This window comes from Rhodoferax sp. OV413, assembly GCF_900104385.1.
In the GTDB taxonomy this organism is placed as follows: domain Bacteria; phylum Pseudomonadota; class Gammaproteobacteria; order Burkholderiales; family Burkholderiaceae_C; genus Rhodoferax_B.
Window position 1 is genome coordinate 390,299 of the sequence record NZ_FNJA01000002.1, and the last position, 23,206, is coordinate 413,504.

Here is a 23,206-nt window from a genome sequence, read left to right on the forward strand (position 1 = left end):
GGAGCTCCTGGCGGCGGCAAAACCGCTATTGCACCACAAGGCTACCGCCAGCGCCTGCTGCGGTGCTGCCTGCCGCGGTGCTCAGGGGGCTACGAAGGCCGCCACCGCGGCCAGCACGCCCGGGTCTTGCAGCATGCGCCGGTGGCCCAGGCCCTGGGTCTCGACCAGGCGTGCGCCGGGTATGGCCTGGCTGTAGGCCAAGCCATCGGCAAAGCGGTTCACCCGGTCGCCGCGGTCGTGTACCACCAGGGTCTGGGCGCGGATGCGCGGCCCCACGGCGGCGGGCTCGAACTGGGTCATCACCACGCCTTCGCGGGCTTCCAGGCGCTGCTGTAGAGCGGCCCGCAGGGCTTCGCGCAGGCCGAACACCTGGGCGAACTGGTGGGTGTATTGGCGCGGCGACGCTGGCGGCGCCAGCAGCACCAGCTTGGCCGCCGGCAGGCCGCGTGCCAGCGCAAACGCCGCCGCATTGGCGCCCAGCGAATGCGCGACCACCGCCTGCAGCGGCTGGCCGTCTTGCAGCAGGCGGGCGCTGACGTAGTCGATGGCCCGGCTGAACTGCGCCAGGTTGCTGGTCTGGCCGTCGCTGCGGCCATGGGCCGGCATTTCTACCAGCACCGGGTGCAGGCCTTGGGCGGCCAGGGCCTGGGCCAGCGGCAGCATCTGGGCCGCATGGCCGCCCCAGCCGTGCAGCAGCAAGACGGCAGGGGCTTGGGCCGCTGCGGGCAGGCTGTACACCGTCAGGCTGGCCTGCTCGAAGCCCCAGCGCTCGGTCTGCCAGGCGGAACCCCAAGTGTGGTGGCGGCCAAGCCATTTGAGTGGCAGCGGCGTGCCGAACAAGCGGTAGGCCGAGCGCAGCGCCAATGCGGGCGATACCTGCTGGACTGCGCGCAGACCCCAGCGCAAGAAGCGTGTCATTGCGTGGGTGTCGTAGTAGGTGGCCGTCGTAGAGGCAGCGGGGAGCGAGGTATCGGTCATGGCGTGGTCCTTGGGGTGGATGAATGGCACGAGTGTGCGAAATTTGGATAAGAAAAACCGCGGGATGGCTGTTGGCTCAGGTCTGGTAGCTGGCAATCAGCCGGGTCCAGCTGGTCTGGGAGCGCTCGGCGGCGCGCGGGTCGCGCAGGAAGCGCGCATCGTGCAGCAGGCCAATGACCAGGCTGTACAGCTCGCCTACGAGCTGGTCGGCATCGGTATCGGCGCGCAGCTGGCCTAGCCCTATGGCTTGTTGCACGGTGCGCCGCAGCGCCGCGCGCCAGCCGCTGATGGCCTGCATCAGGTGGTCGCGCAGCTCGCCTTCGCGGTCGTCCAGCTCAAACGCGCCGGCGGTAAAGATGCAGCCGCTGTGCACTTCCACCTGGCACACCCGCAGGCTCCAGCGCCGCATGATTTCGTGCAGCCGGGGCAGGCCCTGGGGCTGCTGCAGGGCGGGTGCAAATACCTCGGCCAGAAAGCGGTGGCCGTACTCGTCGATCACCGCTTTCTGCAAGGCCTCGCGCGAGCCTATGCGTGAAAACACCCCGCTCTTGGACAAGCCGATGCGGTCGGCCACGGCTTGCAGGCTGATCGCCTCCAGACCCTCCGCAGCCGCCAGGTCCATGGCCGCGCCAACGATGGCGGCGCGGGTTAGTTCGCTTTTCTGGGTTTTGGCATCCATCGGCAAATATTAGCACGATTGTGCGAAATTGAATGCACCGCGGAATTGCGGGTTTACCTGCACGGGTTTTCACCGGTCCTGCTTTTGCTTACGGCTCCTATAGTTGCACTGAAGCAAAACTAACATGTTAGTGCGCAGTAGCTGCTCCGACTGGCACCTTTCCCGACCCTCCATGCTAAAAAACATTTCGCCCCTGCTGTCCCCCGATCTGCTGCACGTGCTGGCCTCCATGGGCCATGGCGACGAGATCGTGCTGGCCGACGCCAACTTCCCGGCCGCCACCAACGCCAAGCGGCTGATCCACTTGCCGGGCCTGGATGCCACCCGCGTGCTGGACGCCGTGCTGTCGCTGTTGCCACTGGACGAGTACGTGCCCGATGCCGCCTTCACCATGCAGGTGGTGGGCGACGCCAGCGCCGTGCCCGAGGCGGTGCAGGATTTCGCCAGCACCTTGCAGCGCCACGGTGAGCGGGCTCCGGCATCGCTGGAGCGCCATGCGTTCTATGCGCGGGCGGCCCAGGCATTTGCGGTGGTGGCCACAGGCGAAACCCGGCTGTACGGCAATATCCTGCTGAAGAAGGGCGTGGTGCGCTCGTGAGCACCTCGGCCAAGCCCGCCCGCAAAGCCCGCGCCAAGCCGGCGCCGGCCCTGGCCCTGGTGCGCCCCGAATCGAGCAGCCAGCGGGCCCGCGCCTACCAGGGCTTCACCCAGCAAATCCTCAGCGGCAATATCCGGCCCGGCCAGTTTGTCTCGCAGCGCGAGTTGATGACCTTGCTGGATATGCCGCTGGGCGCGGTACGCGAGATGATTCCGCGCCTGGAAGCCGGTGGCCTGGTCAAGACCGTACCCCAGCGCGGCCTGCAGATCGCCCATGTGGACCTGAAGCTGGTGCGCAACGCCTTCCAGGTGCGCAGCCTGATCGAGCGCGAAGCGGTGCGCCATTTCGCCGCCACTGTCAGCGCTGCCGAGCTGGAGACCATCACCGCCAGCCACCAGGACATCCTGCAGCGCGCCAGTGCCGACGTACCCGATGCGGCTTTGCTGGACGACGCCCAGGCGGTGGACTGGGGCCTGCACGACCGCATGGTCGATGCGCTGGGCAACGAAATCATCTCCGAGATCTACCGCGTCAACAGCCTGCGCGTGCGGCTGATCAAGCTGGAGCAAAGCGTGATCACCCCGGCCCGGCTGATCCCGGCGATGCAGGAGCACCTGCGCTTTATAGCGGCCCTGCAGCAGCGCGACGCCACGGCGGCGGTGCAGCTGCTGGAAGCCCATCTGGACAGCGCCCGGAACCGGGTGCTGACCGCCGATTCGATTCTTTCCCCTTAACCCACACAACCACCCCAGGAGCACCCTTTGACACACGCTATAGAGGGCCTTTGGCCCGCCCTGTTGATGCCGTTCGATGCCAGCGGCCAGCTCGATCTGCCGCGCACCCTGGCGCACGTGCGGCGCCTGCTGGATGCGGGCTGCGACGGCGTGACCCTGTTCGGCACCACCGGCGAAGGCCTGTCGTTCAGCGTGGCCGAGCGCAAGAGCTTGCTGGAAGCGGTGCTGGCCAGCGGCGTGCGGCCCGACCAGATCGTCGTCACCATCTCGGCCTGCGCGCTGGCCGAGGCGATTGACCTGGGCCGCCATGCGATTGCGCGGGGCTGCACCCGGCAGCTGCTGATGCCGCCGTTCTTCTTCAACCATCCGCGCGAAGCGGGCGTGGTATCCGCCGTCAGCCAGGTCATCCGCGGCATAGGCTCGGACGACCTGCGTGTGCTGCTGTACCACTTCCCCTCGCTAAGCAATGTGACGTTCACGCATGCCGCGGTGGCCGAGCTGATGCGCTTGCATCCACTGCAGGTGGCTGGCTTCAAAGACAGCGCGGGCGATCTCGAACATTCGCTGGCCATCATCAAGGCCTTTCCCAAGCTGGGGATTCTGGTCGGCTCGGAAGCGCATATCGCCACCGCCATGCGCGCCGGCAGCCCGGGCTCGATCAATGGCTTGTCGAACCTGGCGCCGCATTTGCTCAAGCGCGTGATGCGCAACCCCGAGTCCGTATCGCCGGCCGACGAGGCGCTGATCGTCGATCTGCTGAAGCTGCTGAGCCTACTGCCGAACATGCCCTTCGTCAGCGCCTACAAGACCGCCCTGGCCGAGCAGACCGGTGACGACACCTGGCTGAACGTGCGGGCGCCGCTGACGCCGCTGGATAACACCGAGGCGCAGGCGGTGCGCTTGGCGTACCGTGCGCTAGGCCAGAACGCCGCATCCCTGTAGACAAAAAACTAGGAGACAAACATGACACGTTCCATTCCACGCCGCACCGTCTTGCAGGCCGCCGCCGGCGCCACCGCGCTGGCCGGTTTGCCGACCAGCCAGGCCCAGGGGGCTTTTGACTGGAAGCGCTACAGCGGCCAGAGCATCGAGGTGCATCTGATCAAAAGCCCGCGCGGCGAGCTGCTGCAGAAGTACCAGAAGGAATTCGAAGACCTGACCGGCATCAAGGTCGGCGCCGAGCAGGTGCCTGAGCAGCAGTCGCGCCAGAAGACGGTGATCGAATTCAACTCCGGCAAGACCAGCTTCGACGTAGTGCACCTCAGCTACCACGTGCAAAAGCGCCAGTTCGCCAAGGGCAAGTGGATGGAAGACCTGCGTGGCCTGTTTGCCAATGGAGCAGCGCCCGACTTCGACCTGAAGGACTATTCCGCCGGCGGCATGTTCTACGCCACCCAGAGCGATGGCCGCATCGACAGCCTGCCGTTCAACCTCGACCCCTGGGTGCTGTACTGGAACAAAGAGCTGTTTGCCGCCAAGGGCGTGGCCTATCCCAAGAGCTATGCCGACATCGTCAACGCCGCCAAGAAGCTGCACGACCCGGCGACCGGTGTGGTCGGCTTTGTCGGGCGTGGCCTGAAGAACGCCAACGTGCCGCTATGGACCGGTTTGTTCCTCGGCTTTGGCGGCCAGTTCTTCGACGCCAACGGCAAGCTGGCGACCGAAACCCCCGAAGCCCTGGCCTCGGCCACCATGTACCGCGATTTGCTGAAAAACACCGGCCCGGCCGGCGTGGCCGGCTACAACTGGAACGAGGCGCAAAGCCTGTTCCTGCAAGGCAAGGCGGCGATGTGGCTGGATGGTTCGGGCTTTGCACCGCCGCTGGAAGACCCGGCCAAGTCCAAGATCGTCGGCAAGGTGGGCTACGGCGTGATGCCGCCCGGCCCCAAGCTGCAGGTATCGGCCACCTTTGGCGACGGCATCGGCGTGTCGGCCTTCACCACCAAGAAGGGCCCGGCCTGGTACTACATCCAATGGGCGACCGGCAAGGCCATGCAGGCCCGCATGCTGGCCACCGCCTCGGGCGCACCGGTGCGCTTGTCGGCGTATTCGAATGCCGAGGCGATTGCCAACCTGAAGGTGCCCGCCGAATGGCTGAGCGCCGTGGCCGAGTCGCTGAAGATCGCCCGCCCCGGCCTGCCCATCATCGAGCCGGTGACCGAGTTCCGCGACGTGTTCGGCATTGCGCTGAACAACATGTTGACCGGTGGCGACGTGGCGGCGGAGCTGAAGAAGGCCACGGCCGAATTCGCCCCGGTGCTGGCAAAGTCCGAAACCTGATGCCGTGGCCCGCGCCGCTGGCGTGGGCTGGTTCTTTCCCTTGTGCGCTCCACCCCGGGCGCGTGGAGCTGTAGGCATGCGAAAGCCGTCGCCGTTTCTGTGGTTCATCCTGCCCGCCGTGGTGGTGATCACCGCCGTGATCGTCTTCCCCTGGATGTTCACGCTGTGGATGAGCCTGTTCGACTGGAAGATTGGCTCCAAGGCCACCTTTGCAGGTCTGGGCAATTACGCCGAGTTGGCGAGCAATACCCGCTTCCTGGAGTCGATTGCCCACACCCTGGTCTTCACCACCCTGGCCGTCGCCGCACCGCTGGTGCTGGGCACGGCCGCGGCGCTGGTGTTCAATCAGCAGTTCGCCGGGCGCGGCTTCTGGCGTGGCGCTTTTGTGCTGCCCATGATGGCCACGCCGGTGGCGATTGCGCTGGTCTGGGTGATGATGTTCCATCCGCAGCAGGGCGTGCTCAACTACCTGCTGTCCCTGGTCGGCATAGGCCCGAGCGAGTGGGTGTATTCACCCAAGCTGGCGATCCTGTGCCTGGTGATGGTGGATGTCTGGCAGTGGACGCCGCTGGTGATGCTGATCGTGCTCGGTGGCCTGGCCTCCTTGCCGACCGACCCCTTCGAGGCCGCCTTCATGGAGGGTGCGAGCCGCTGGCAGACCTTCCGCTACGTGACCCTGCCGCTGCTGCTGCCCTTCATTTTGGTGGCTGCCGTTGTGCGGCTCATCGATGCGTTGAAGACCTTCGACACCATCTACGTGATCACCCAGGGCGGGCCGGGCACCTCTACCGAGACCATCAACATCTACCTGTACCTGCAGGCGTTTTCCTTCTACCAGATCGGCAAGTCCTCGGCCGTGGTGGTGGTGTTCTTTGTGCTGGTGGTGGCGCTATCGATGCTGCTGTTCTGGCTACGCGAGCGTTCGAAATACTATGAATAACATCCTTGACCGTCTACGCGACAAGCTGCTGCTGGGCTTGTGCGTCTTCCTGTTGGTATCCCCGGCCATCAGCTTCTTTGTCTGGATGTTGTCGCTGGCCTTCAAGAACGAGGTCGACAACCTGGCCTATCCGCCGGTGTTCATTCCCAGCCCGCCAACCTTGGCCAACTTCGTCAAGGTGTTCGACAGCGGGCCGTTCTTCCAGTACCTGCTGAACAGCATCATGGTCTCGGGCACGGCGACCATCGTGGCCTTGCTGATCGGTGTGCCGGCCGGCTACGGCGTGGCGCGCATGAAGGCGCGCAAGCTGCTGATGGTGATCTTGATCGCCCGCATGACGCCGGCCATCAGCTTCTTGATTCCGCTGTTCACCTTGTTCCAGGCGCTGGGCCTCACCGGTACTTTGGCGCCAGTGATCATTACCCATTTGGTGATTACTGTGCCCATCATGGTCTACATCGTGTCGGGCTATTTCGAGACCTTGCCGGTGGAGCTGGAAGAGGCGGCGGTGGTCGATGGCTGCTCGCCCTGGCAGCGCTTCCGCCATATCGCGTTGCCGCTGGCGCGGCCTGGCATCACGGTGGCCGGCATCCTGGCCTTCATCTTCTCGTGGAACAACTTCATCTTCGGCGCCGTGCTGGCCGGGCGTGAAACCCGTACCCTGCCGGTCGCCATCTACAACGTGCTGACCTTTGAGCAGATCGCCTGGGGCCCGCTGGCGGCGGCGGCCTTGCTGGTCACCTTGCCGGTGCTGATCCTGACCTTGCTGATCCAAAAGGAAATCGTTGGCGGCCTGACCGCGGGCGGCGTCAAGGGCGGCTAACTTTTTATCCAGAGCATATACATCCATGGCATCCGTCACTCTTACCGGCATCGAAAAATCCTTTGCCAACACCCAGGTCATCCGCGGCGTCGATATCGCCATCGGCGACGGTGAATTCGCCGTCTTCGTCGGCCCCAGCGGCTGCGGCAAATCCACCTTGCTGCGCATGCTGGCCGGGCTGGACGCGCCCGACGCCGGTCAGATCCGCATAGGCGACAAGGTCGTCAACGGCCTGCCGCCCAAGGAGCGCGGCGTGTCCATGGTGTTCCAGACCTATGCGCTGTACCCGCACATGACGGTGCAGGACAACATGGGCTTCGGCCTGATGATTGCCGGCACGCCGCCCGGCACCATCGCCAGCAAGGTGGCGGGCGCTGCCAAGATGCTGGGCCTGGACAAGATGCTCGACCGGCTGCCGCGCCAACTGTCCGGCGGCCAGCGCCAGCGCGTGGCCATGGGCCGGGCCATGGTGCGCGATCCGCAGGTGTTTTTGTTTGACGAGCCGCTGAGCAATCTGGACGCCAAGCTGCGCGTGCAAATGCGCACCGAAATCCGCGCCCTGCACCAGCGCCTCAAGACCACATCCATCTACGTGACCCACGACCAGATCGAGGCCATGACCATGGCCGACCGCATCATCGTGCTGCGCGACGGCAAGGTCGAGCAGATTGGCACGCCGGCCGAGCTGTACGACCGGCCGTGCAACAGCTTCGTGGCTACCTTCATCGGCTCGCCTGCTATGAATATCGTAGCTGCTAGAGCAGACAATACAAGCGCCAAAGCCGACTTTGGTGGTCAAGTCTTGCTGCAGGATACATTCGCCAGCCTGGGCAGCCGCCGCGTGTTGCTAGGCCTGCGGCCCGAGCATCTGCAGGTGCGGCCGGCCGGCGAAGCCAATGGCATCCCCTGCGAAGTCAAGGTGGTCGAGTTCAGCGGTGCCGACACTTTGCTGACCTGCGAAGCCCAGGGCCAGCCGGTGCAGGCGCTGGTGCACGACCGCCTGCTGGTCAAGCCCGGCGACAACATCACGCTGGCCGTCGATCCGGCCCGGGTTCACGTGTTTGACGAGGCGACGCAGCAGCGCCTGTAGTTCAGCCTTGCTTGCGGACGATGGCCGCGAGCTTCTTCACTGCAGCGTCCATCTGCTCCGCCGGCACCTGGGCGTAGCCCAGCATCAGGCCGTTCCATACCGGCCCGTTGTCGCCGACTGCATGGGCGCTCAGCGGGTGCGCGACGATGCCTTTTTGCAAAGCCTGGGCGCTGACCACCACGTCGGAGATCGACGCATCCAGGCCCAGCGCCAGGTGCATGCCGGCCGAGCCGCCGTAGACCTGCGCCACACCACCCAGATGCTTCTCCAGCGCGCTGTGCAGCGCATCGCGCCGCTGTCGGTAGAGCCGGCGCATGCGCCGCAGATGGGTGGCGAACTGGCCGCTGCGTAAGAACTCCGCCAGCGCCAGCTGGTCGGCCGCACGGCCCCGCGGCACCGACTGCGTCACCAGCCGTTCCAGCGGCGCCACCAGGTTCGGCGGCACGACGATGAAGCCTATGCGCAGGGCGGGGAACATGGTCTTGCTGAAGGTGCCTAGGTACAGCACTGGCGCGTCCGGCAACAGGCCTTGCATGGCGGCCAGCGGTGGGCCGTCGTGGCGGAATTCGCTGTCGTAGTCGTCTTCGATCAGCAGCGCGCCCGCAGCCTGGGCCTGGGCGATCAGCGCCAGCCGGCGCGGCAGGCTCAGCACGCTGCCCAGGGGGTACTGGTGGGATGGCGTGGCGTAGACCAGCTTGGGTGGATGCAGGCGCCAGTCGGCAGCGCTCGGGGCCATGCCGTCGGCGTCCACCGGAATGCCGTGGACCTGTAGCTCGGCGGCTTTGAACGCCGTGAGCGCACCGCGGTAGCCGGGGTTCTCCAGCCACACGGTGTCGCCTGCATCGGCGAAGGCGTGGGCGCACAGGTCCAGGCTGCTTTGCGTGCCATCGGTGACGAAGACCTGCCGCGCCTCGCAGACCACGCCGCGCGAGGCGCGCAGATGCTCGGCAATCGCTTCGCGCAGCAGCGGCTGGCCGGCCGGACCACCGTAGTTGAGCTGCACGGTCGAGGTGGCACGCCAGGCCCGGTCCATCAGGCGCCGCCAGGCCGGCAGCGGAAAGTCGATCAGCGACGGCACACCGGGCACGAAGGCGCCCATCAGATGGGCTTCGGGCAGCGGCTCTGCGGTCTGGGCGCGGCGCGACAGGCTGGGTGGCGGCTGGGCTGGCCGCGCCCGTGCTGCGGGGCGGGCGACAGCCATGTCCGCCACCCGTGTGCCGCGCCTATCCGGCAGCACATAGCCTTCGGTGGCCAACTGCTCGTAGGCATACAGCACGGTGTTGCGCGACACGCCCAGGTCGCTGGCCAACTGGCGCGTCGCCAGCAGCCGGGTGCCGGCGCCCAGCATGCCGCTGCGGATAGCGGCGCGCAGACAGGCATGCAACAAGCGCTGGCGCGACCAGCCCTGCTGCGCGTGGGCTTGGCTGAATTGCGCGAACAGCACGGCGTAGTCCATTTGTGGCCCTAAAAAATGAAGCAGTTATGGTTCTATTCTTAGAGCCAGAAAAAATTATAGTGCGCAGCCTTTCACTCTTCTTCTGGAATCTGCCCCATGACCGAAACCGCCGTTGCGCCGCCCAGCGCACGCACCCGCATCCGCCGCATTGCCGAGAACGCCGACTACCAGTGCAGCACGCTGCACGCCATCATCGACGCGGCCTATGTCTGCCATATCGCTTTTGTCGACGACAAGGGCACGCACAACATCCCCACCGCCTGCTGGCGCGAGGGCGAGCATCTGTACATCCATGGCTCGAACGGCGGCCGTCTGCTGAAGCTGCTGGGCGCGGGCACCCAGGCTTGTGTGGCCATCACCCATGTGGACGGCCTGGTGCTGGCGCGCTCGGCCTTCAACCATTCGATGAACTACCGCTCGGCCGTCATCTACGGCAGCTTCGAGCGGGTGGCGGAAGACGCGGCCAAACGCGCTGCGATGGATGCCTTCATGGACAAGCTGGCGCCGGGCCGGAACGCGGAAATCCGCCGCGGCAACGACAAGGAGTTCGCCGCCACCACGGTGATGCGCATCGCGCTGGACGAGGCTGTCTGCAAGGTGCGAATCGGCCCGCCCGTCGACGATGCGGAGGACATGGACATTCCGGTGTGGACCGGTGTGTTACCGCTGGTGCAGACCCACGCCACGCCGGTGGTGGACGCAGCAGGGCTTGGCGAAGTGCCGGCCTATGTGCGGCAGTGGCAGGTCAATGCTACTGTTTAGATAGCTGCTAGTGCAGGTGGAATGTGCGCTAGCAGCTGATTTAATGCATAAAAGAGGGCAGACCTTGCGGTGCCAACGGAAACAGGCTCGTGCGCGCCCCTCAAACCATTTGGTCCGACGTCACGACGTGGACACCAGTCTTGGGGTGGATGGCCGCTTCGAGCAGCGCGCTGGCGATCCGCGGGGCCGGGTTGAGGCGCCAGCGCTTGGGCAGCATCGGCCCTGTCCATGCCAGTGCCATCACCATGATCCGCTCGCCCAGCCGGAACTCGTCCCGATGCCCGCCGATGACGCCGGGCCGCACGAAGCCCAGTGACGCGAAACCCTCGCCGGCCAAAGCGTGTTCCAACTCACCTTTGACCCGGTTGTAAAAGAAGCGTGAGCTGGCATCCGCGCCGATCGCCGAGTTCAGCACATAGGTTGGCGTGCCATGCGCACGTGCCAATTTGGCAGCGGCCAACGGGTAGCCGTGGTCCACGCGGCGGAATGCTTGCTCGGAGCCTGCGGCGCGCATTGTGGTGCCCAGTGCGCAAACCACGGCATCCACCTGCCACCAGTCGGCGTCCTGCGGCAGACGATCGAAATCCACCTGCGGATTGCGCAGTTTCGGGTGCACCGGCAACGCTCGGCGCGTGGGCGCGACCACCTCGCCCACGTGCGGGTCGGCCAGCGCCAGTGCCAGAACGTTGCGCCCGACCAGACCGGTAGCACCCAAGAGCAGCAGTTTCATCCGTTCGCTCAGGGGGCGACGTGCGTGTGGTAGATCTTGCTGACCACGGTCCAGTGGCCATCGACCTTCAACAGATGGAAGAAGTCGGTGAAGCAGAAACCGGAGACGTCGTTGGTGTCGATGCGGGCGCTGGCGGCGGTGCCGACGATCTCGATTCTGGCGATCACGTTTTGCGCTTCGGGTGATGGGCGAAAGCCGCTGTCGATGCCGTCGAACAGGTTCTGGATCGCGCCACCGGTGAGCTTGCCGTTGGCACCGACGCCAAAGATGGTCGCCTGTTCGTTGAAGGCCGGCTTCATGATGCTGCTTTGGGCTTGCTTGCAGCCATCGTTGTACTTGTTCAATACCGTGACGATGGCGTTGTAGTCTTGGACGTAAGTAGGTTTGTTCATGGTTTCTCTCTTGGTTGCGTTTGGGGAATCAGTGGGTTCCAGATGCGGCATCGGAACCCAGCTTAGGCTTCGCTCATTTCAGGTGCGCGTTTTTCTGCAGCGGCCAACGGGCCTAGCCGTTGAAGTCTTTTTTGGCGGTCATTGAGCCACCAGCCGGCCTGGATATTCCAGTCAGCGTAAGGATTCTGTGGGTCGGCTGCGTCCAAGGCCTGCAGCGCGTGCAGCGGAAAGTGCGGGTCCCGCAGCGCGCCATGTCCCAGGGCAACGATGTCAGCCTGTCCCGAGGCAACAATCGTCTGCGCCTGTTCCGGATCGACGATCAGGCCCACGGCCATGGTGCGGATGCCCGTCTCGCGACGGATCTGGGCGGCGAACGGTACCTGGAAGCCATAGCCGCTCGGATAGTCGAAGACACCGAAGCCACCCGACGAGCAGTCGACGATATCGACGCCGATCTTGTCGAGTTCCTTGGCGAAAGCCACGCTGTCTTCGATGGTCCAGCCGTCACGGCTGCCATCCACCGCCGATATGCGGACGAACAGCGGCTTGTCCTGCGGCCAGATCTCACGCAGCTCGCGGACGATCTCCAGCGGCAGGCGGATGCGGTTCTCGAAGCTGCCGCCATACGCGTCGGTCCGGTCGTTGGTCAGGGGGGACATGAACGCATTCAGCAAGAAGCCGTGTGCGCAGTGCAGCTCCAATACCTCGAAGCCAGCACGCAGCGCACGGCGCGCAGCGGCGGCAAAGTCGGCTCGGATCTTGGCAATGCCTTGGGCATCGAGCGCGGTTGGCACCAGCCAGCCCTCGGCCACGGGCCGTGCACTTGGAGACACCACCTTCCATGGATGTTCGCCGCGGGCAGCGTCACTCTCGTTCAACGGACCATTGCCCTGGAAGGCGCGCTGGATGCTGGCTTTGGGGCCGGCATGGCCGATCTGGATGCCGGGGACGGCACCGTATTGCTTGGTGAAGGCCGCGATGCGGGCCAGGCCCTCGACATGGGCGTCGTCCCAGATGCCCACATCGCCATGGCTGATTCGCGCCTCGGGGGAAACGCCGGTGGCCTCGACCATCACCAGGCCGAAGCCGCCCAATGCAAAGCGCCCGTAGTGGGCGATGTGGTAGTCGTTCACGAAGCCGTTGCGGGCCGTGTACTGGCACATCGGGCTCAAGGCCAGACGGTTGCGCAAGGTCCCTCCGCGCAAGGCCAAAGGTTCAAATAACTTGCTCATGTTCCAACTTTCTTGAAGTAGATGGATTAATAGATTGATGGACGGCATTGCGGGCGAACCGGGCAATGGTCAGTACCGCCAGCACTGCCGCAGCCAAGCCAACCCAGGTCAGTAAGCGCGCGGCGTCTCCGCCCGCGGCTTCGCCGTTGAGAATCTGCCCCACGTCGGAAACCAGTGAACCGAGATAGACGTACAGGAAGCTGCCTGGCAACAAACCCAGCCACGATGCCAGCACGAAGCTCCGGCCCGAGATGCGGCTGGCGCCCAGCGCATAACTCAGCGGCGCGAACGGCACGATCGAAGCCAGGCGCAGCAGAAACACGATGCGAAAGCCGCCTGTTGCTACAGCCGTGTCCACAGCGGCCAGCCGCGGATGCGCCTGCAGACGCCTGCGCACCCAGGGTCGCGCCGCGGTGCGCCCGATGGCAAAAGCCAAAGCTGCCGACACCACGCCGACCAGAGAGACCAGCAAGGCGCCCCACAGCGGTCCATACAGGAACCCCGCGATGGCCGCCATGGGAGAAGCCGGCACGAACATCAGCGACGCGAGCAGGAAACAAGCGGCATACAAGGCCACGCCAATGCCACCGAATGCACGGACCGCCTCGACCCAGGCCTGAACGTCTTGCGTGAGCGCCTCGATCACTTCCAAATCTGATTTAATGGTTTCACTGTTTTCCCTTTTATTTGTATCGATCACTACAGAAAATAATTATATAGTGATCGATACAGATAGTGTCAAGCGCTTTGATTTCAGAAATTGATGACCATGTCGAACGTCGCATCTCCACCATCCCCCCCATCCCCACTGCGCAGCAAAGGGCGTCCGCGCGGTTTCGACCGCGATGAGGCATTGACCCGCGCACTGGATGTGTTTTGGCGCCGGGGATACGAACCCGCCTCGGTGACCGAGCTCTGCACTGCGATGGGTATCAACCCCCCCAGCCTTTACGCGGCATTCGGTAACAAAGCCAAGCTGTTCCTGGAGGCTGTGGATTTCTATGAGCGCACCTACTGGAATGCCACCTGGGCGGACCTGGAGAAGGCGACCGACGTGTACCGCGCAATCGAGGCGTTCTTCAAGGCCGCGGCGGGCATCCTGCTGTCGCCCCAAGCGCCCTGTGGGTGCCTGGTGGTGCTGGCTGCCATCAATGTGTCATCGGATTCGACCGAGGTTTTTGATGCGATCAAGTCATTGCGCCAAGTCAGCAAGAGGCTCTTCCTGCAGCGGCTCAAGCAAGGTATCAAGGACGGCCAGCTTCCTGCGAAAACCGATGTCAAGTCCCTCGCAGCCACGTTCAGCACCATGCTGGAAGGCATGTCCATCCAGGCGCGCGACGGACTGTCGCCAGCCGAGTTGGTCCGGGTGGGGTCGCATGCTGTCAGGCTGCTGCCACCTCGCTTGACGCACGCGGCATAGCAGTCAGGAGCGGTGCATTTCTGGTGCTACTGTTTGGATATCTTCTAGCGCAGATGGAATATGCGCTAGAAGCTGATTTGATCTATAAAAAAAGGGCGAACCTTGCGGTCCGCCCTTTTCAGGCTCAAGCGTGTGCCGGCACCTGGCGCGGCGCCTCGGCGTAGTGGTCGAACTGCATCGTGTAGCTGGCGCGCCCAGCCGTCAGCGCACGCAGGCTGCCGATGTAGCCAAACAACGTCTGCAGCGGCACCATGGCGCGCACGACCGCCGCGTTGCCGCGCTGGTCCTGGCTGCGCACATGGCCGCGCCGGCGGTTCAGGTCGCCGATCACGTCACCCACATGGTCCATAGGCGTGGTGACTTCCACGTCCATGACCGGCTCCAGCACCGTCGGCCCGGCATTGCGCTGGGCCTGGGTGAAGGCCTGCATGCCGGCGGCCTCAAACGCCAGGGTCGACGAGTCTTTCTCGTGAAAGCTGCCGTCTTCCAGCACCACCCGCACGTCCACCACCGGGTGGCCGGCCAACACGCCGGCCAGGGCCGCACGCCGCACGCCTTGCTCCACGCTGGGGATGAATTCCTTAGGAATCGCCCCGCCGGTGATGGCGCTCTCGAACAGCAGGCCGCCGCCGCGTTCCAGCGGTTCTATGCGCAGCACCACCTCCGCATACTGGCCGGGGCCGCCGCTCTGCTTTTTGTGCAGATGGCGCACCTGGGCCGCACGGCTGATGGTCTCGCGCAGTGCCACCTGGGGCTGGCCGGTATGCACGGTCACGCCGAAGCGGCTGCGCAGCTTTTCCAGCGTCACTTCCAGCTGCAGCTCGCCCACACCGGACAACAGCGTCTGGCCGGTCTCGTCGTCCTGGCCCAGGCGCAGGCTCGGGTCTTCGTCGACCAGCGTGTGCAGGCCGCGCGAGAAGCTGTCCTGGTCTTCGCGCGAGCGCGGCTCTACCGCCATCGAAATGACGGGTTCGGGCGCGTGGATTTCCTCCAGCAGTACCGGCTGCGCCGGATAGGTGAGCGTGTGGCCGGTCTTGCTGTTCTTCAGCCCAGCCACGGCCACGATGTCGCCGGCCTGGGCCAGAGCCAGTTCCTCACGCCGGTCCGCATGCATCTGCACCACGCGCGACAAGCGCTCGCGCTGGCCGGTGTTGGCGTTCAGCACCTGGGTGCCTGCATGGGCTTCGCCACGGTAGACGCGCAGATAGCTCAGCGTGCCGTGCTCGTCATGCACCACCTTGAACACCAGGGCCGCAAAGCCGTCGCCGGCCGGCAGGTCGTTCGCGCGGTCTTCGGGCGCGGGCAGGTAGTCGACCACGGCGTCGAGCAGGGGCTCTATGCCCTTGTTCTTCAGCGCAGCACCGGCTAGCACCGGCACGAAGGCGCGGGCCAGCGTGCCCTTGCGGATGCAGGCCCGCAGGCTGTCGTCGGACACGGCTTGGCCGTCCAGGTAGGCGGTGAGTGCGGCGTCGTCCAGCTCTACCGCCAGATCGACCAGCGTGCGGCGCGCCGCCTCGGCAGCTTGCTGCATGTCGGCGGGAATGGCGGCGCGCGTCAGCGTCGGCTGGCCGCGTTCATTGGGCGGCCAGTAGAGGGCTTGCATGCTCAGCAGGTCGACCACGCCGGCGAATTCGGCCTCCTGGCCGATCGGCAGTTGCAGCACCAGGGGTTGCACGCCCAGGCGCTCGGCGATCATCGCCACCACGCGTGGGAAGTCGGCGCCGGTGCGGTCCAGCTTGTTGACCAGGGCGATGCGTGGCACATGGTATTGGTCGGCCAGGCGCCAGTTGGTCTCGGTCTGCGGCTCCACGCCGGCCACGCCGTCGAACACCACGACTGCGCCGTCGAGCACGCGCAGCGAGCGGCTGACTTCGATGTTGAAGTCGATGTGGCCGGGCGTGTCGATCAGGTTGATCTGGTGGCCGCGCCAGGCCACGGTGGTGGCGGCGCTGTTGATGGTGATGCCGCGTGCCCGCTCCTGCGGGTCGTAGTCCATGGTGGCATTGCCGTCGTGCACTTCACCGGTCCGGTGGATTTCGCCGGTGGTGAACAGCACCCGTTCGCTGACGGTGGTCTTGCCAGCATCGACGTGGGCGATGATGCCAATGTTGCGAAGTTGTCGCGCATGTGTGTTCGTAGTCATACGATGTTCCTTAAAGACAAAAACCCTGGCCTGCTTGTCGCTGGCCAGGGTTTTCAACGGCTGTTTTTAGAACCTGTTCAAGGTCTTTTTGGGGCCGCGCAGCTGCCTTTTCGGGAGGGTCTGGTAGGCGCGGCTCGCCGCCAATAGCCCGGCTATTGGCAAGAGTCGCAACGCCCCAGACTGCCCGAAAAGGCAACTGCCCTTCGGGTTGGGGAGAAATCGGGCGATTTGTCCGCCATCACCCTTGCATGGGCAGAGAGCCCATGCTGCAGGCGCTGACAGCCAACTCATCCCGATTGCTCCTCAACGCGGCCTCAAAAAGACCTTGAACAGGTTCTCAGCCTTGAAAAAATCCCGCAGCTAGCGGTTTATGTCTTGCGCAGATGCAAAGGCACCAATGGACGAGCGCAAGCCCACCATCCACTGGTGCGGATGAATTGCGGCGATCAGCTTGTCAAAGGTGTGCATGGAAATTCCTTAAAAACACGGGTCCAGAAAGCAAAAAACCCCGCGCAAATTGCCGGGGTTGTGTGGGTTCCGGCAAGGCGCATAAGCCCTCCGAAAAATCGGAAGGTTTTTAGAGGATCAAATCTTGGGTGGACATGTGCATGGACGCAATTATAAAAAGTTTTGTAGGTTTTGTCTTTGGGGGTGAATGTTTCAATAGTAATGTGCTATGTAACATTCAAGGCACAAATCACGGCGTGAATCACGGAGCAATTTTTTCCAGACAGTAGCCGAGGCCGCGCACGGTGGCGATGCGGATTGGGCCCTTTTCAATCTTCTTGCGCAGCCGGTAGATGTAGACCTCGATCGCGTTGACGCTGACCTCTTCACCCCATTCGCACAGGCGTTCGATCAGTTGCTCTTTGCTGACCAGGCGGCCGGCGCGCTGCAGCAGCACTTCCAGTAGACCGAGTTCGCGGGCCGATAGTTCGACCAGCTTGCCGTCGATGGTGGCCATGCGCCCCGCGTGGTCGTACACCAGCGGGCCGTGCTGGATGCTGCTGCTGGCGCCACCCGCGCCGCGCCGTGCCAGGGCGCGCACCCGGGCTTCCAGCTCCTGTAGCGAGAACGGTTTGGCCATGTAATCGTCGGCGCCGTAGTCCAGGCCTTTGACGCGCTCTTCCACGCTGTCGGCGGCGGTCAGTATCAGCACCGGCAGCGACGAGCCGCGGGCGCGCAGCTTCTTCAGCACCTCCAACCCATGCATCTTGGGCAGGCCCAGGTCCAGGATCAGCAGGTCGAATTCATGGTGGGTGAGCAGGGCGGTATCGGCTTCGCTGCCGTTGGAGACATGGTCTACCGCCGCGCCCGAGGCCCGCAAGCCGCGCAGCAGGCCGTCTGCCAGTACCTGGTCGTCTTCCGCAATGAGGATGCGCATCCTTGTCTCCTTTACCGCTGTGTGCGGCATTTGTTTTATGGCCCGATTTTAGGTCGCATACGCCTCCAGCCCCAGCGCCACCACGGTCGCCACCTCGGGGCCGACGGCCTGGTGGAATTCGGCTTCGGCCTGGGCGACCGCATCCCGGAACGCCTGCAACCAGACCAGACCGGTGGCAGTGAACACCACGCGCCGGGCCCGAGCGTCCAGCGGATCGGGTTCGCGCGCCACCATGCCCCAGGCCACGCACTGGTCGACCAGGTCGCCCATGGCTTGCTTGCTCATCCCGGCCTGGGCCGCCAGCTCGGTGAGGCGCGCGCCCTGCAGCGGCAGATGCCGGGTGATGTGGATGTGGGCGGCACCCACCTGGGCGCGTGCTGCCAAATTGCTCAGCGCCAGCGGCACCTCGATATTGCGGGCCATCAGCTCCAGCACGCGGGCGTCGAAGCGGCGCAGGGCGGCCTCCATCATGCGCCCCAGATGGGTCTCGCGCCAGCCGGGTTCGGGTGCCAAATCTGCCATGGGTAAATGGTAAGCCAAACTGACTAATAAATCTATTGCAGAAATTTATGGTGCACATAAACTACTGTTCAAGCATCCAGCCTGTTGTTAATAGCAGGCGGTACAACGGTTAAACCCCTTGATTTTGAAAGACCCGATATGAACCCCACCGCCCGCACCCCCGTCGTCGCACCTACTGCAGCCGCTGTCGCTGAAAAGGCCAAGGCCTTGCAAGCTGCCTTGGCGCAGATTGAAAAGCAGTTCGGCAAGGGCACCATCATGCGGCTGGGCGAGGGCGAGGTGATCGAGGACATCCAGGTCGTCTCCACCGGCTCGTTGGGCCTGGACATTGCGCTGGGCGTCGGCGGCCTGCCACGCGGCCGCGTCATCGAAATCTACGGCCCGGAATCCAGCGGCAAGACCACGCTGACCCTGCAAGTCATTGCTGAAATGCAAAAGCTGGGCGGCACCTGCGCCTTCGTCGATGCCGAGCATGCACTCGACACCCAGTACGCCCAAAACCTCGGCGTGAACCTGCAGGAAATGCTGATCAGCCAGCCCGATACCGGCGAGCAAGCGCTGGAAATCGTCGACTCGCTGGTGCGCTCCGGCGCGGTGGATCTGATCGTGGTCGACTCGGTGGCGGCGCTGACCCCCAAGGCCGAACTGGAAGGCGAGATGGGCGACAGCCTGCCCGGCCTGCAAGCCCGCTTGATGAGCCAGGCGCTGCGCAAGCTGACGGCCCACATCAAGAAAGCCAACTGCATGGTCATCTTCATCAACCAGATCCGCATGAAGATCGGCGTGATGTTCGGCTCGCCCGAAACTACCACCGGCGGCAATGCGCTGAAGTTCTACGCCTCGGTGCGCCTGGACATCCGCCGTACCGGCACCATCAAGAAGGGCGACGATTCCATCGGTAACGAAACCAAGGTCAAGGTGGTGAAGAACAAGGTTTCGCCCCCGTTCAAGACCGCCGAGTTCGACATCTTGTTTGGCGAGGGCATTAGCCGCCATGGCGAAATCATCGACATGGGCGTGGAGGCCAAGATCATCGAAAAGTCCGGCGCCTGGTATGCCTACAACGGCGAAAAAATCGGCCAGGGCCGCGATAACGCCCGCGAATTCCTGCGCGAGAACCCTGGCTTGTCGACCGAGATCGAGAACAAGGTGCGCGAATCGCTGGGCATTCCGCTGATCTTGGCCGCGGCGGAAGAGGCCAAGGAAGTCAAGGAAGTGAAAAAAGCCAAGGTTGAGGCATAAACAGACCTCTGGCGCAGGTAGTACCTGCGCCAGTAGCTATTAAAGAGATAGCGAATGGCGCTTCAACCGAACAAAAGCTTGTCGCCCATCAGCCTGAAAGGCCGGGCTTTGCGCCTGCTCAGCGGCCGCGAATATTCGCGCGCCGAGCTGGAACGCAAGCTGGCAGTGTTTGAAGAAAATCCGGGTGAGCTGGCCCAGGCACTGGACGAGTTGCAGGCCAAGGATTTCATCAACGAGCAGCGGGTGGTGGATTCGGTGCTGTACCGGCGTGCCGGCAAGCTGGGTGCGGCGCGTATCCGCCAGGAATTACAGACCAAGGGCCTGGACCCCGGCGCGGTGCTGGATGCGGTGGCCGGTCTGCAGAGTACCGAGCTGGCCCGGGCCCGTGAGGTCTGGCGTAAGAAGTTCGGCAGCCCACCTGAAGACGCCGCCGCCCGCGGCAAGCAGCAGCGGTTTCTGCTGGCGCGGGGCTTTTCGTCGGATGCGGTACGCCGCGTGGTCGCCGGCAGCGACGACTGGGAAGACGAGAGCTGAATTTATACGATTCGTTGCTATTGCGCAGGCACTGCCTGCGCAGGTAGCTACGAAAACGATAGTGAAGCGCGTGTGCGGCGCTTACAGCCCGAGCATCAGTTTCAGGTTTTGCACCGCCGCACCGCTGGCGCCCTTGCCCAGGTTGTCCAGGCGCGCGATCAGCACCGCGTGGCGGTGGGTTTCGTTGCCGAACACGCGCAACTCCATCTTGTTGGTGTTCACCAGGGCGGTGGCATCCAGCTTGCCGCTGTCGCCAGGGGCTTCGACCGTCACCCATTCGCTGCCCGCGTAATGGCGTGCCAGGGCGTCGTGCAGATCCTGGGCTTTCGGTTGGCCCGGCAGCAGGTCCAGATGCAGGGGTAGCTGTACCAGCATGCCTTGCGCGAAGTTGCCCACCGAGGGCACAAAAATCGGCCGACGGGTCAGGCCGGTGTAGCGCATGATTTCTGGCAGATGCTTGTGCTGCAGGCCGAGCGCGTAGATTTCAAACAGCGGCGCTTCGCCTTTTTCATAGGCTTCCATCATGCTGCGCCCGCCGCCCGAATAGCCGCTGACCGAAGGTAGGGCCAGCGCCGCGTCGGGCGCCAGCAGGCCGGCATCCACCAGTGGGCGGATCAGCGCGATGGCGCCGGTGGCATAGCAGCCGGGGTTGCCGACGCGGTCCGCCTGGGCCACGGCTGCTTGCTGGCCGGGCGCCAGTTCGGGGAAGCCGAAGACCCAGCCGGGTGCCGTGCGGTGGGCGGTGGAGGCGTCGATGATCTTGGGCTTTTTGCCGGGCAGGCTATCGACCATGGCCACGGATGCGATGGCCGCGTCGTCGTGCAGGCAGAGGATGACCAGGTCCACTTCGGCCATCAGCGCGCGCTTGGCGGCGGGGTCTTTGCGCAGTTCGGGGGCGATGCTGACGACTTCGATCTGCGGCATCAATTGCAGGCGTTCGCGGATTTGAAGACCGGTGGTACCGGCTTCGCCATCGATAAAGACTTTGGGCATGGTGAGCCTATGGTTGTAAGGTGTTGTGCGCTGCAACATGATACATTCGCGGGCTGACAGAACGCAGCACGCCAGTCTTATACAAGACAGACGAGTAGAACCCCCATCCATTCCTGAGAGAGCCCTCATGAAGATTCACGAATACCAAGGCAAGGAAATCTTGCGCAATTTTGGTGTGCCGGTGCCGAAGGGCATCCCAGCATTCACGGTGCAAGAAGCGGTGGAAGCCGCCCAAAAACTCGGCGGCCCTGTGTGGGTTGTCAAGGCACAGATCCACGCCGGTGGCCGTGGCAAGGGCGGCGGCGTCAAGGTCGCCAAAACCATTGATGACGTGAAGAAGCTGGCCGGCGAGATCCTCGGCATGCAGCTCAAGACGCACCAGACTGGTCCTGAAGGCCAGAAGGTCCGCCGTCTCTATATCGAAGACGGCGCCGACATCAAGAACGAACTGTATGTATCGCTGGTCACCGACCGCGCCACGCAGAAGGTTGCCTTCATCGCTTCCAGCGAAGGTGGCATGGACATCGAGGAAGTGGCACACGCCACGCCCGAGAAGATCATCACCGAGTACGTCGATCCATTGACCGGCATCACGACCGAGCAGAGCAAGAAGATTGCCGCGGCCATCGGCCTGACGGGCGCTTCGGTCGACCAGGCTGTCGACATCTTCGCCAAGCTCTACAAGTGCTACATGGAGACCGACGCCTCGCTGGTGGAAATCAACCCGCTGAACTGCGACTCCAAGGGCAACCTGATGGCGCTGGACGCCAAGTTCAACTTCGACCCGAACGCGCTGTTCCGCCACCCAGAAATCGTGGCCTACCGCGATCTGGACGAAGAAGACGCAGCTGAAGTCGAGGCTTCCAAGTTCGACCTGGCCTACATCAGCCTGGACGGCAACATCGGCTGCCTGGTGAACGGTGCCGGCCTGGCCATGGCCACCATGGACACCATCAAGCTGTACGGCGCTGAGCCGGCCAACTTCTTGGACGTGGGCGGCGGTGCCACCCCCGAGAAGGTCACCGAAGCCTTCAAGATCATGCTGAAGAACCCCAAGGTCGAGGCCATCATGGTCAACATCTTCGGCGGCATCATGAAGTGCGACACCATCGCCACCGGCGTGATCACCGCCTGCAAGGCCGTGAATCTGTCCGTGCCACTGGTGGTGCGCATGAAGGGTACCAACGAAGACTTGGGCAAGAAGATGCTGGCCGAATCCGGTCTGCCCATCATCAGTGCAGACACCATGGCCGAAGCGGCTGAAAAAGTGGTTGCTGCGGTCAAAGCTGCTGCCTAAGGAATAAGCAATGTCTATCTACATCAATAAAGACACCAAGGTCATCACCCAAGGTATTACCGGCAAGACCGGTCAGTTCCACACCGAAAAGTGCCAGGAATACGCGAACGGTAAGAACGCCTTCGTGGCGGGCGTGAACCCCAAGAAGGCCGGCGAATCGATTTTCGGTATCCCAATTTTTGCCTCCGTCAAGGAAGCAGCTGCAGACACAGGCGCTACCGTGTCGGTGATCTACGTGCCGCCGGCTGGCGCAGCCGCTGCGATCTGGGAAGCTGTTGAAGCCGACCTGGATCTGGCGATCTGCATCACCGAAGGCATCCCGGTCAAGGACATGCTGGAAGTGCGCAACCGCATGAAGGCCAAGGAAGCTGCTGGCGGCAAGAAGACCTTGCTGCTGGGCCCTAACTGCCCCGGCCTGATCACGCCTGACGAAATCAAGATCGGCATCATGCCCGGCCATATCCACCGCAAGGGTCGGATTGGCGTGGTTTCGCGCTCCGGCACGCTGACCTATGAAGCTGTGGCCCAGCTGACCGAAATCGGCCTGGGCCAGTCCAGCGCTGTCGGTATCGGTGGCGACCCGATCAACGGTCTGAAGCACATCGACGTGATGAAGGCTTTCAACGACGATCCAGATACCGACGCGGTCATCATGATCGGCGAAATCGGTGGTCCAGACGAAGCCGAAGCCGCCCGCTGGTGCAAGCTGAACATGAAGAAGCCTATCGTTGGCTTCATCGCTGGCGTGACCGCGCCTCCCGGCAAGCGCATGGGCCACGCCGGTGCGCTGATCTCCGGTGGCGCCGACACGGCGGATGCCAAGCTGGCGGTGATGGAAGAGTGTGGCTTCACCGTTACGCGCAATCCTTCTGAAATGGCCAAGCTGCTCAAGGCTTTGCTGAAGTAAGGCAGACACGCGCCAAGGTCTGGTGCGGCCCTCGGGTCTGCCAGTCCGGGCGTTCCCTCGACAGGCCTGG

24 protein-coding genes are annotated in these 23,206 nt (G+C 63.9%); 13 read left to right on the plus strand and 11 right to left on the minus strand.

Annotation, left to right across the window (positions count from 1 at the left end; all coding sequences use genetic code 11):
- Positions 1-81: 81 nt before the first annotated feature.
- Positions 82-978, minus strand: coding sequence for an alpha/beta fold hydrolase (locus BLT66_RS09300; protein WP_092757852.1), 897 nt, complete (start codon positions 976-978; stop codon positions 82-84).
- A 76-nt stretch (positions 979-1,054) separates the two neighbouring features.
- A complete protein-coding gene (locus BLT66_RS09305; protein WP_092757406.1) occupies positions 1,055-1,657 on the minus strand; it encodes a TetR/AcrR family transcriptional regulator in 603 nt (200 codons plus the stop codon).
- 172 nt (positions 1,658-1,829) lie between these two features.
- On the opposite strand from BLT66_RS09305, the gene BLT66_RS09310 reads away from it, so the two are divergent.
- The 7 genes from BLT66_RS09310 (at position 1,830) to BLT66_RS09340 (ending at position 8,122) form a co-directional block, all read left to right on the plus strand.
- Entirely contained in the window at positions 1,830-2,255 is a 426-nt protein-coding gene (locus BLT66_RS09310) for an RbsD/FucU family protein (protein WP_092757407.1), read from the plus strand.
- On the plus strand, positions 2,252-2,989 hold the full coding sequence (locus BLT66_RS09315; RefSeq protein ID WP_255406854.1) for a GntR family transcriptional regulator: 738 nt from the start codon (positions 2,252-2,254) through the stop codon (positions 2,987-2,989). The genes BLT66_RS09310 and BLT66_RS09315 overlap by 4 nt, the downstream gene beginning before the upstream one ends.
- 27 nt (positions 2,990-3,016) lie before the next feature.
- Positions 3,017-3,931: a dihydrodipicolinate synthase family protein gene (locus BLT66_RS09320; protein WP_143029183.1), complete on the plus strand. Its 915-nt coding sequence runs from the start codon at positions 3,017-3,019 to the stop codon at positions 3,929-3,931.
- A 21-nt stretch (positions 3,932-3,952) separates the two neighbouring features.
- The gene (locus BLT66_RS09325; RefSeq protein ID WP_092757409.1) at positions 3,953-5,269 is read left to right on the plus strand and encodes an ABC transporter substrate-binding protein; all 1,317 of its coding nucleotides are present in this window, start codon (positions 3,953-3,955) and stop codon (positions 5,267-5,269) included.
- Positions 5,270-5,345: 76 nt separating this feature from the next.
- Positions 5,346-6,209 (plus strand): carbohydrate ABC transporter permease, encoded by an 864-nt coding sequence (locus BLT66_RS09330; protein WP_092757410.1) that lies wholly within the window; start codon positions 5,346-5,348, stop codon positions 6,207-6,209.
- A complete protein-coding gene (locus tag BLT66_RS09335; RefSeq protein WP_092757411.1) occupies positions 6,202-7,032 on the plus strand; it encodes a carbohydrate ABC transporter permease in 831 nt (276 codons plus the stop codon). Before BLT66_RS09330 ends, BLT66_RS09335 begins: the two co-directional genes overlap by 8 nt.
- Before the next feature lie 25 nt (positions 7,033-7,057).
- Positions 7,058-8,122: an ABC transporter ATP-binding protein gene (locus BLT66_RS09340; RefSeq protein WP_092757412.1), complete on the plus strand. Its 1,065-nt coding sequence runs from the start codon at positions 7,058-7,060 to the stop codon at positions 8,120-8,122.
- Position 8,123: 1 nt separating this feature from the next.
- Here BLT66_RS09340 and BLT66_RS09345 read toward each other — a convergent pair whose 3' ends face one another.
- The gene (locus BLT66_RS09345) at positions 8,124-9,578 is read right to left on the minus strand and encodes a MocR-like pyridoxine biosynthesis transcription factor PdxR (protein ID WP_092757413.1); all 1,455 of its coding nucleotides are present in this window, start codon (positions 9,576-9,578) and stop codon (positions 8,124-8,126) included.
- Between the two features lie 96 nt (positions 9,579-9,674).
- Here BLT66_RS09345 and BLT66_RS09350 point away from each other — a divergent pair, with 96 nt between their 5' ends.
- Positions 9,675-10,340 (plus strand): pyridoxamine 5'-phosphate oxidase family protein, encoded by a 666-nt coding sequence (locus BLT66_RS09350; protein WP_092757414.1) that lies wholly within the window; start codon positions 9,675-9,677, stop codon positions 10,338-10,340.
- A 100-nt stretch (positions 10,341-10,440) separates the two neighbouring features.
- Here BLT66_RS09350 and BLT66_RS09355 read toward each other — a convergent pair whose 3' ends face one another.
- The 4 genes from BLT66_RS09355 to BLT66_RS09370 form a co-directional block, all read right to left on the minus strand.
- Entirely contained in the window at positions 10,441-11,070 is a 630-nt protein-coding gene (locus BLT66_RS09355) for a Rossmann-fold NAD(P)-binding domain-containing protein (RefSeq protein WP_092757415.1), read from the minus strand.
- A gap of 8 nt (positions 11,071-11,078) precedes the next feature.
- A complete protein-coding gene (locus BLT66_RS09360; RefSeq protein WP_092757416.1) occupies positions 11,079-11,462 on the minus strand; it encodes a nuclear transport factor 2 family protein in 384 nt (127 codons plus the stop codon).
- Positions 11,463-11,524: 62 nt separating this feature from the next.
- Positions 11,525-12,694, minus strand: coding sequence for an NADH:flavin oxidoreductase/NADH oxidase (locus BLT66_RS09365; RefSeq protein WP_092757417.1), 1,170 nt, complete (start codon positions 12,692-12,694; stop codon positions 11,525-11,527).
- Positions 12,678-13,394, minus strand: coding sequence for a TVP38/TMEM64 family protein (locus tag BLT66_RS09370; RefSeq protein ID WP_218922586.1), 717 nt, complete (start codon positions 13,392-13,394; stop codon positions 12,678-12,680). The genes BLT66_RS09365 and BLT66_RS09370 overlap by 17 nt, the downstream gene beginning before the upstream one ends.
- A gap of 69 nt (positions 13,395-13,463) precedes the next feature.
- Here BLT66_RS09370 and BLT66_RS09375 point away from each other — a divergent pair, with 69 nt between their 5' ends.
- Positions 13,464-14,114 (plus strand): TetR/AcrR family transcriptional regulator, encoded by a 651-nt coding sequence (locus tag BLT66_RS09375; protein WP_092757855.1) that lies wholly within the window; start codon positions 13,464-13,466, stop codon positions 14,112-14,114.
- Between the two features lie 124 nt (positions 14,115-14,238).
- On the opposite strand, the gene fusA is transcribed toward BLT66_RS09375, so the two are convergent.
- The 3 genes from fusA to BLT66_RS09390 all read right to left on the minus strand — a co-directional run bounded on the left by fusA (position 14,239) and on the right by BLT66_RS09390 (position 18,163).
- On the minus strand, positions 14,239-16,257 hold the full coding sequence (gene fusA, locus BLT66_RS09380; protein ID WP_092757856.1) for an elongation factor G: 2,019 nt from the start codon (positions 16,255-16,257) through the stop codon (positions 14,239-14,241).
- A gap of 709 nt (positions 16,258-16,966) precedes the next feature.
- Positions 16,967-17,641 carry a response regulator gene (locus BLT66_RS09385; RefSeq protein WP_092757418.1) on the minus strand — a complete coding sequence of 225 codons (675 nt, stop codon included), beginning with the start codon at positions 17,639-17,641 and terminating at the stop codon, positions 16,967-16,969.
- Between the two features lie 48 nt (positions 17,642-17,689).
- A complete protein-coding gene (locus BLT66_RS09390; protein WP_092757419.1) occupies positions 17,690-18,163 on the minus strand; it encodes a MarR family winged helix-turn-helix transcriptional regulator in 474 nt (157 codons plus the stop codon).
- 138 nt (positions 18,164-18,301) lie between these two features.
- Between BLT66_RS09390 and recA the strand changes: the two genes are divergently transcribed.
- Both recA and recX read left to right on the plus strand, forming a co-directional pair.
- Positions 18,302-19,405, plus strand: coding sequence for a recombinase RecA (gene recA / locus BLT66_RS09395; RefSeq protein WP_092757420.1), 1,104 nt, complete (start codon positions 18,302-18,304; stop codon positions 19,403-19,405).
- A 54-nt stretch (positions 19,406-19,459) separates the two neighbouring features.
- Positions 19,460-19,939, plus strand: coding sequence for a recombination regulator RecX (gene recX, locus BLT66_RS09400; RefSeq protein WP_092757421.1), 480 nt, complete (start codon positions 19,460-19,462; stop codon positions 19,937-19,939).
- Between the two features lie 81 nt (positions 19,940-20,020).
- Here the strand turns inward: recX and argC are convergent, their stop codons facing one another.
- Positions 20,021-20,932, minus strand: coding sequence for an N-acetyl-gamma-glutamyl-phosphate reductase (gene argC / locus BLT66_RS09405; protein WP_092757422.1), 912 nt, complete (start codon positions 20,930-20,932; stop codon positions 20,021-20,023).
- Between the two features lie 127 nt (positions 20,933-21,059).
- Between argC and sucC the strand changes: the two genes are divergently transcribed.
- Together sucC and sucD are read left to right on the plus strand one after the other, a co-directional pair.
- On the plus strand, positions 21,060-22,229 hold the full coding sequence (gene sucC, locus BLT66_RS09410; RefSeq protein WP_092757423.1) for an ADP-forming succinate--CoA ligase subunit beta: 1,170 nt from the start codon (positions 21,060-21,062) through the stop codon (positions 22,227-22,229).
- A gap of 10 nt (positions 22,230-22,239) precedes the next feature.
- Positions 22,240-23,136, plus strand: a complete 897-nt coding sequence (gene sucD, locus BLT66_RS09415) for a succinate--CoA ligase subunit alpha (protein WP_092757424.1) — start codon at positions 22,240-22,242, stop codon at positions 23,134-23,136.
- Positions 23,137-23,206 lie beyond the last annotated feature (70 nt).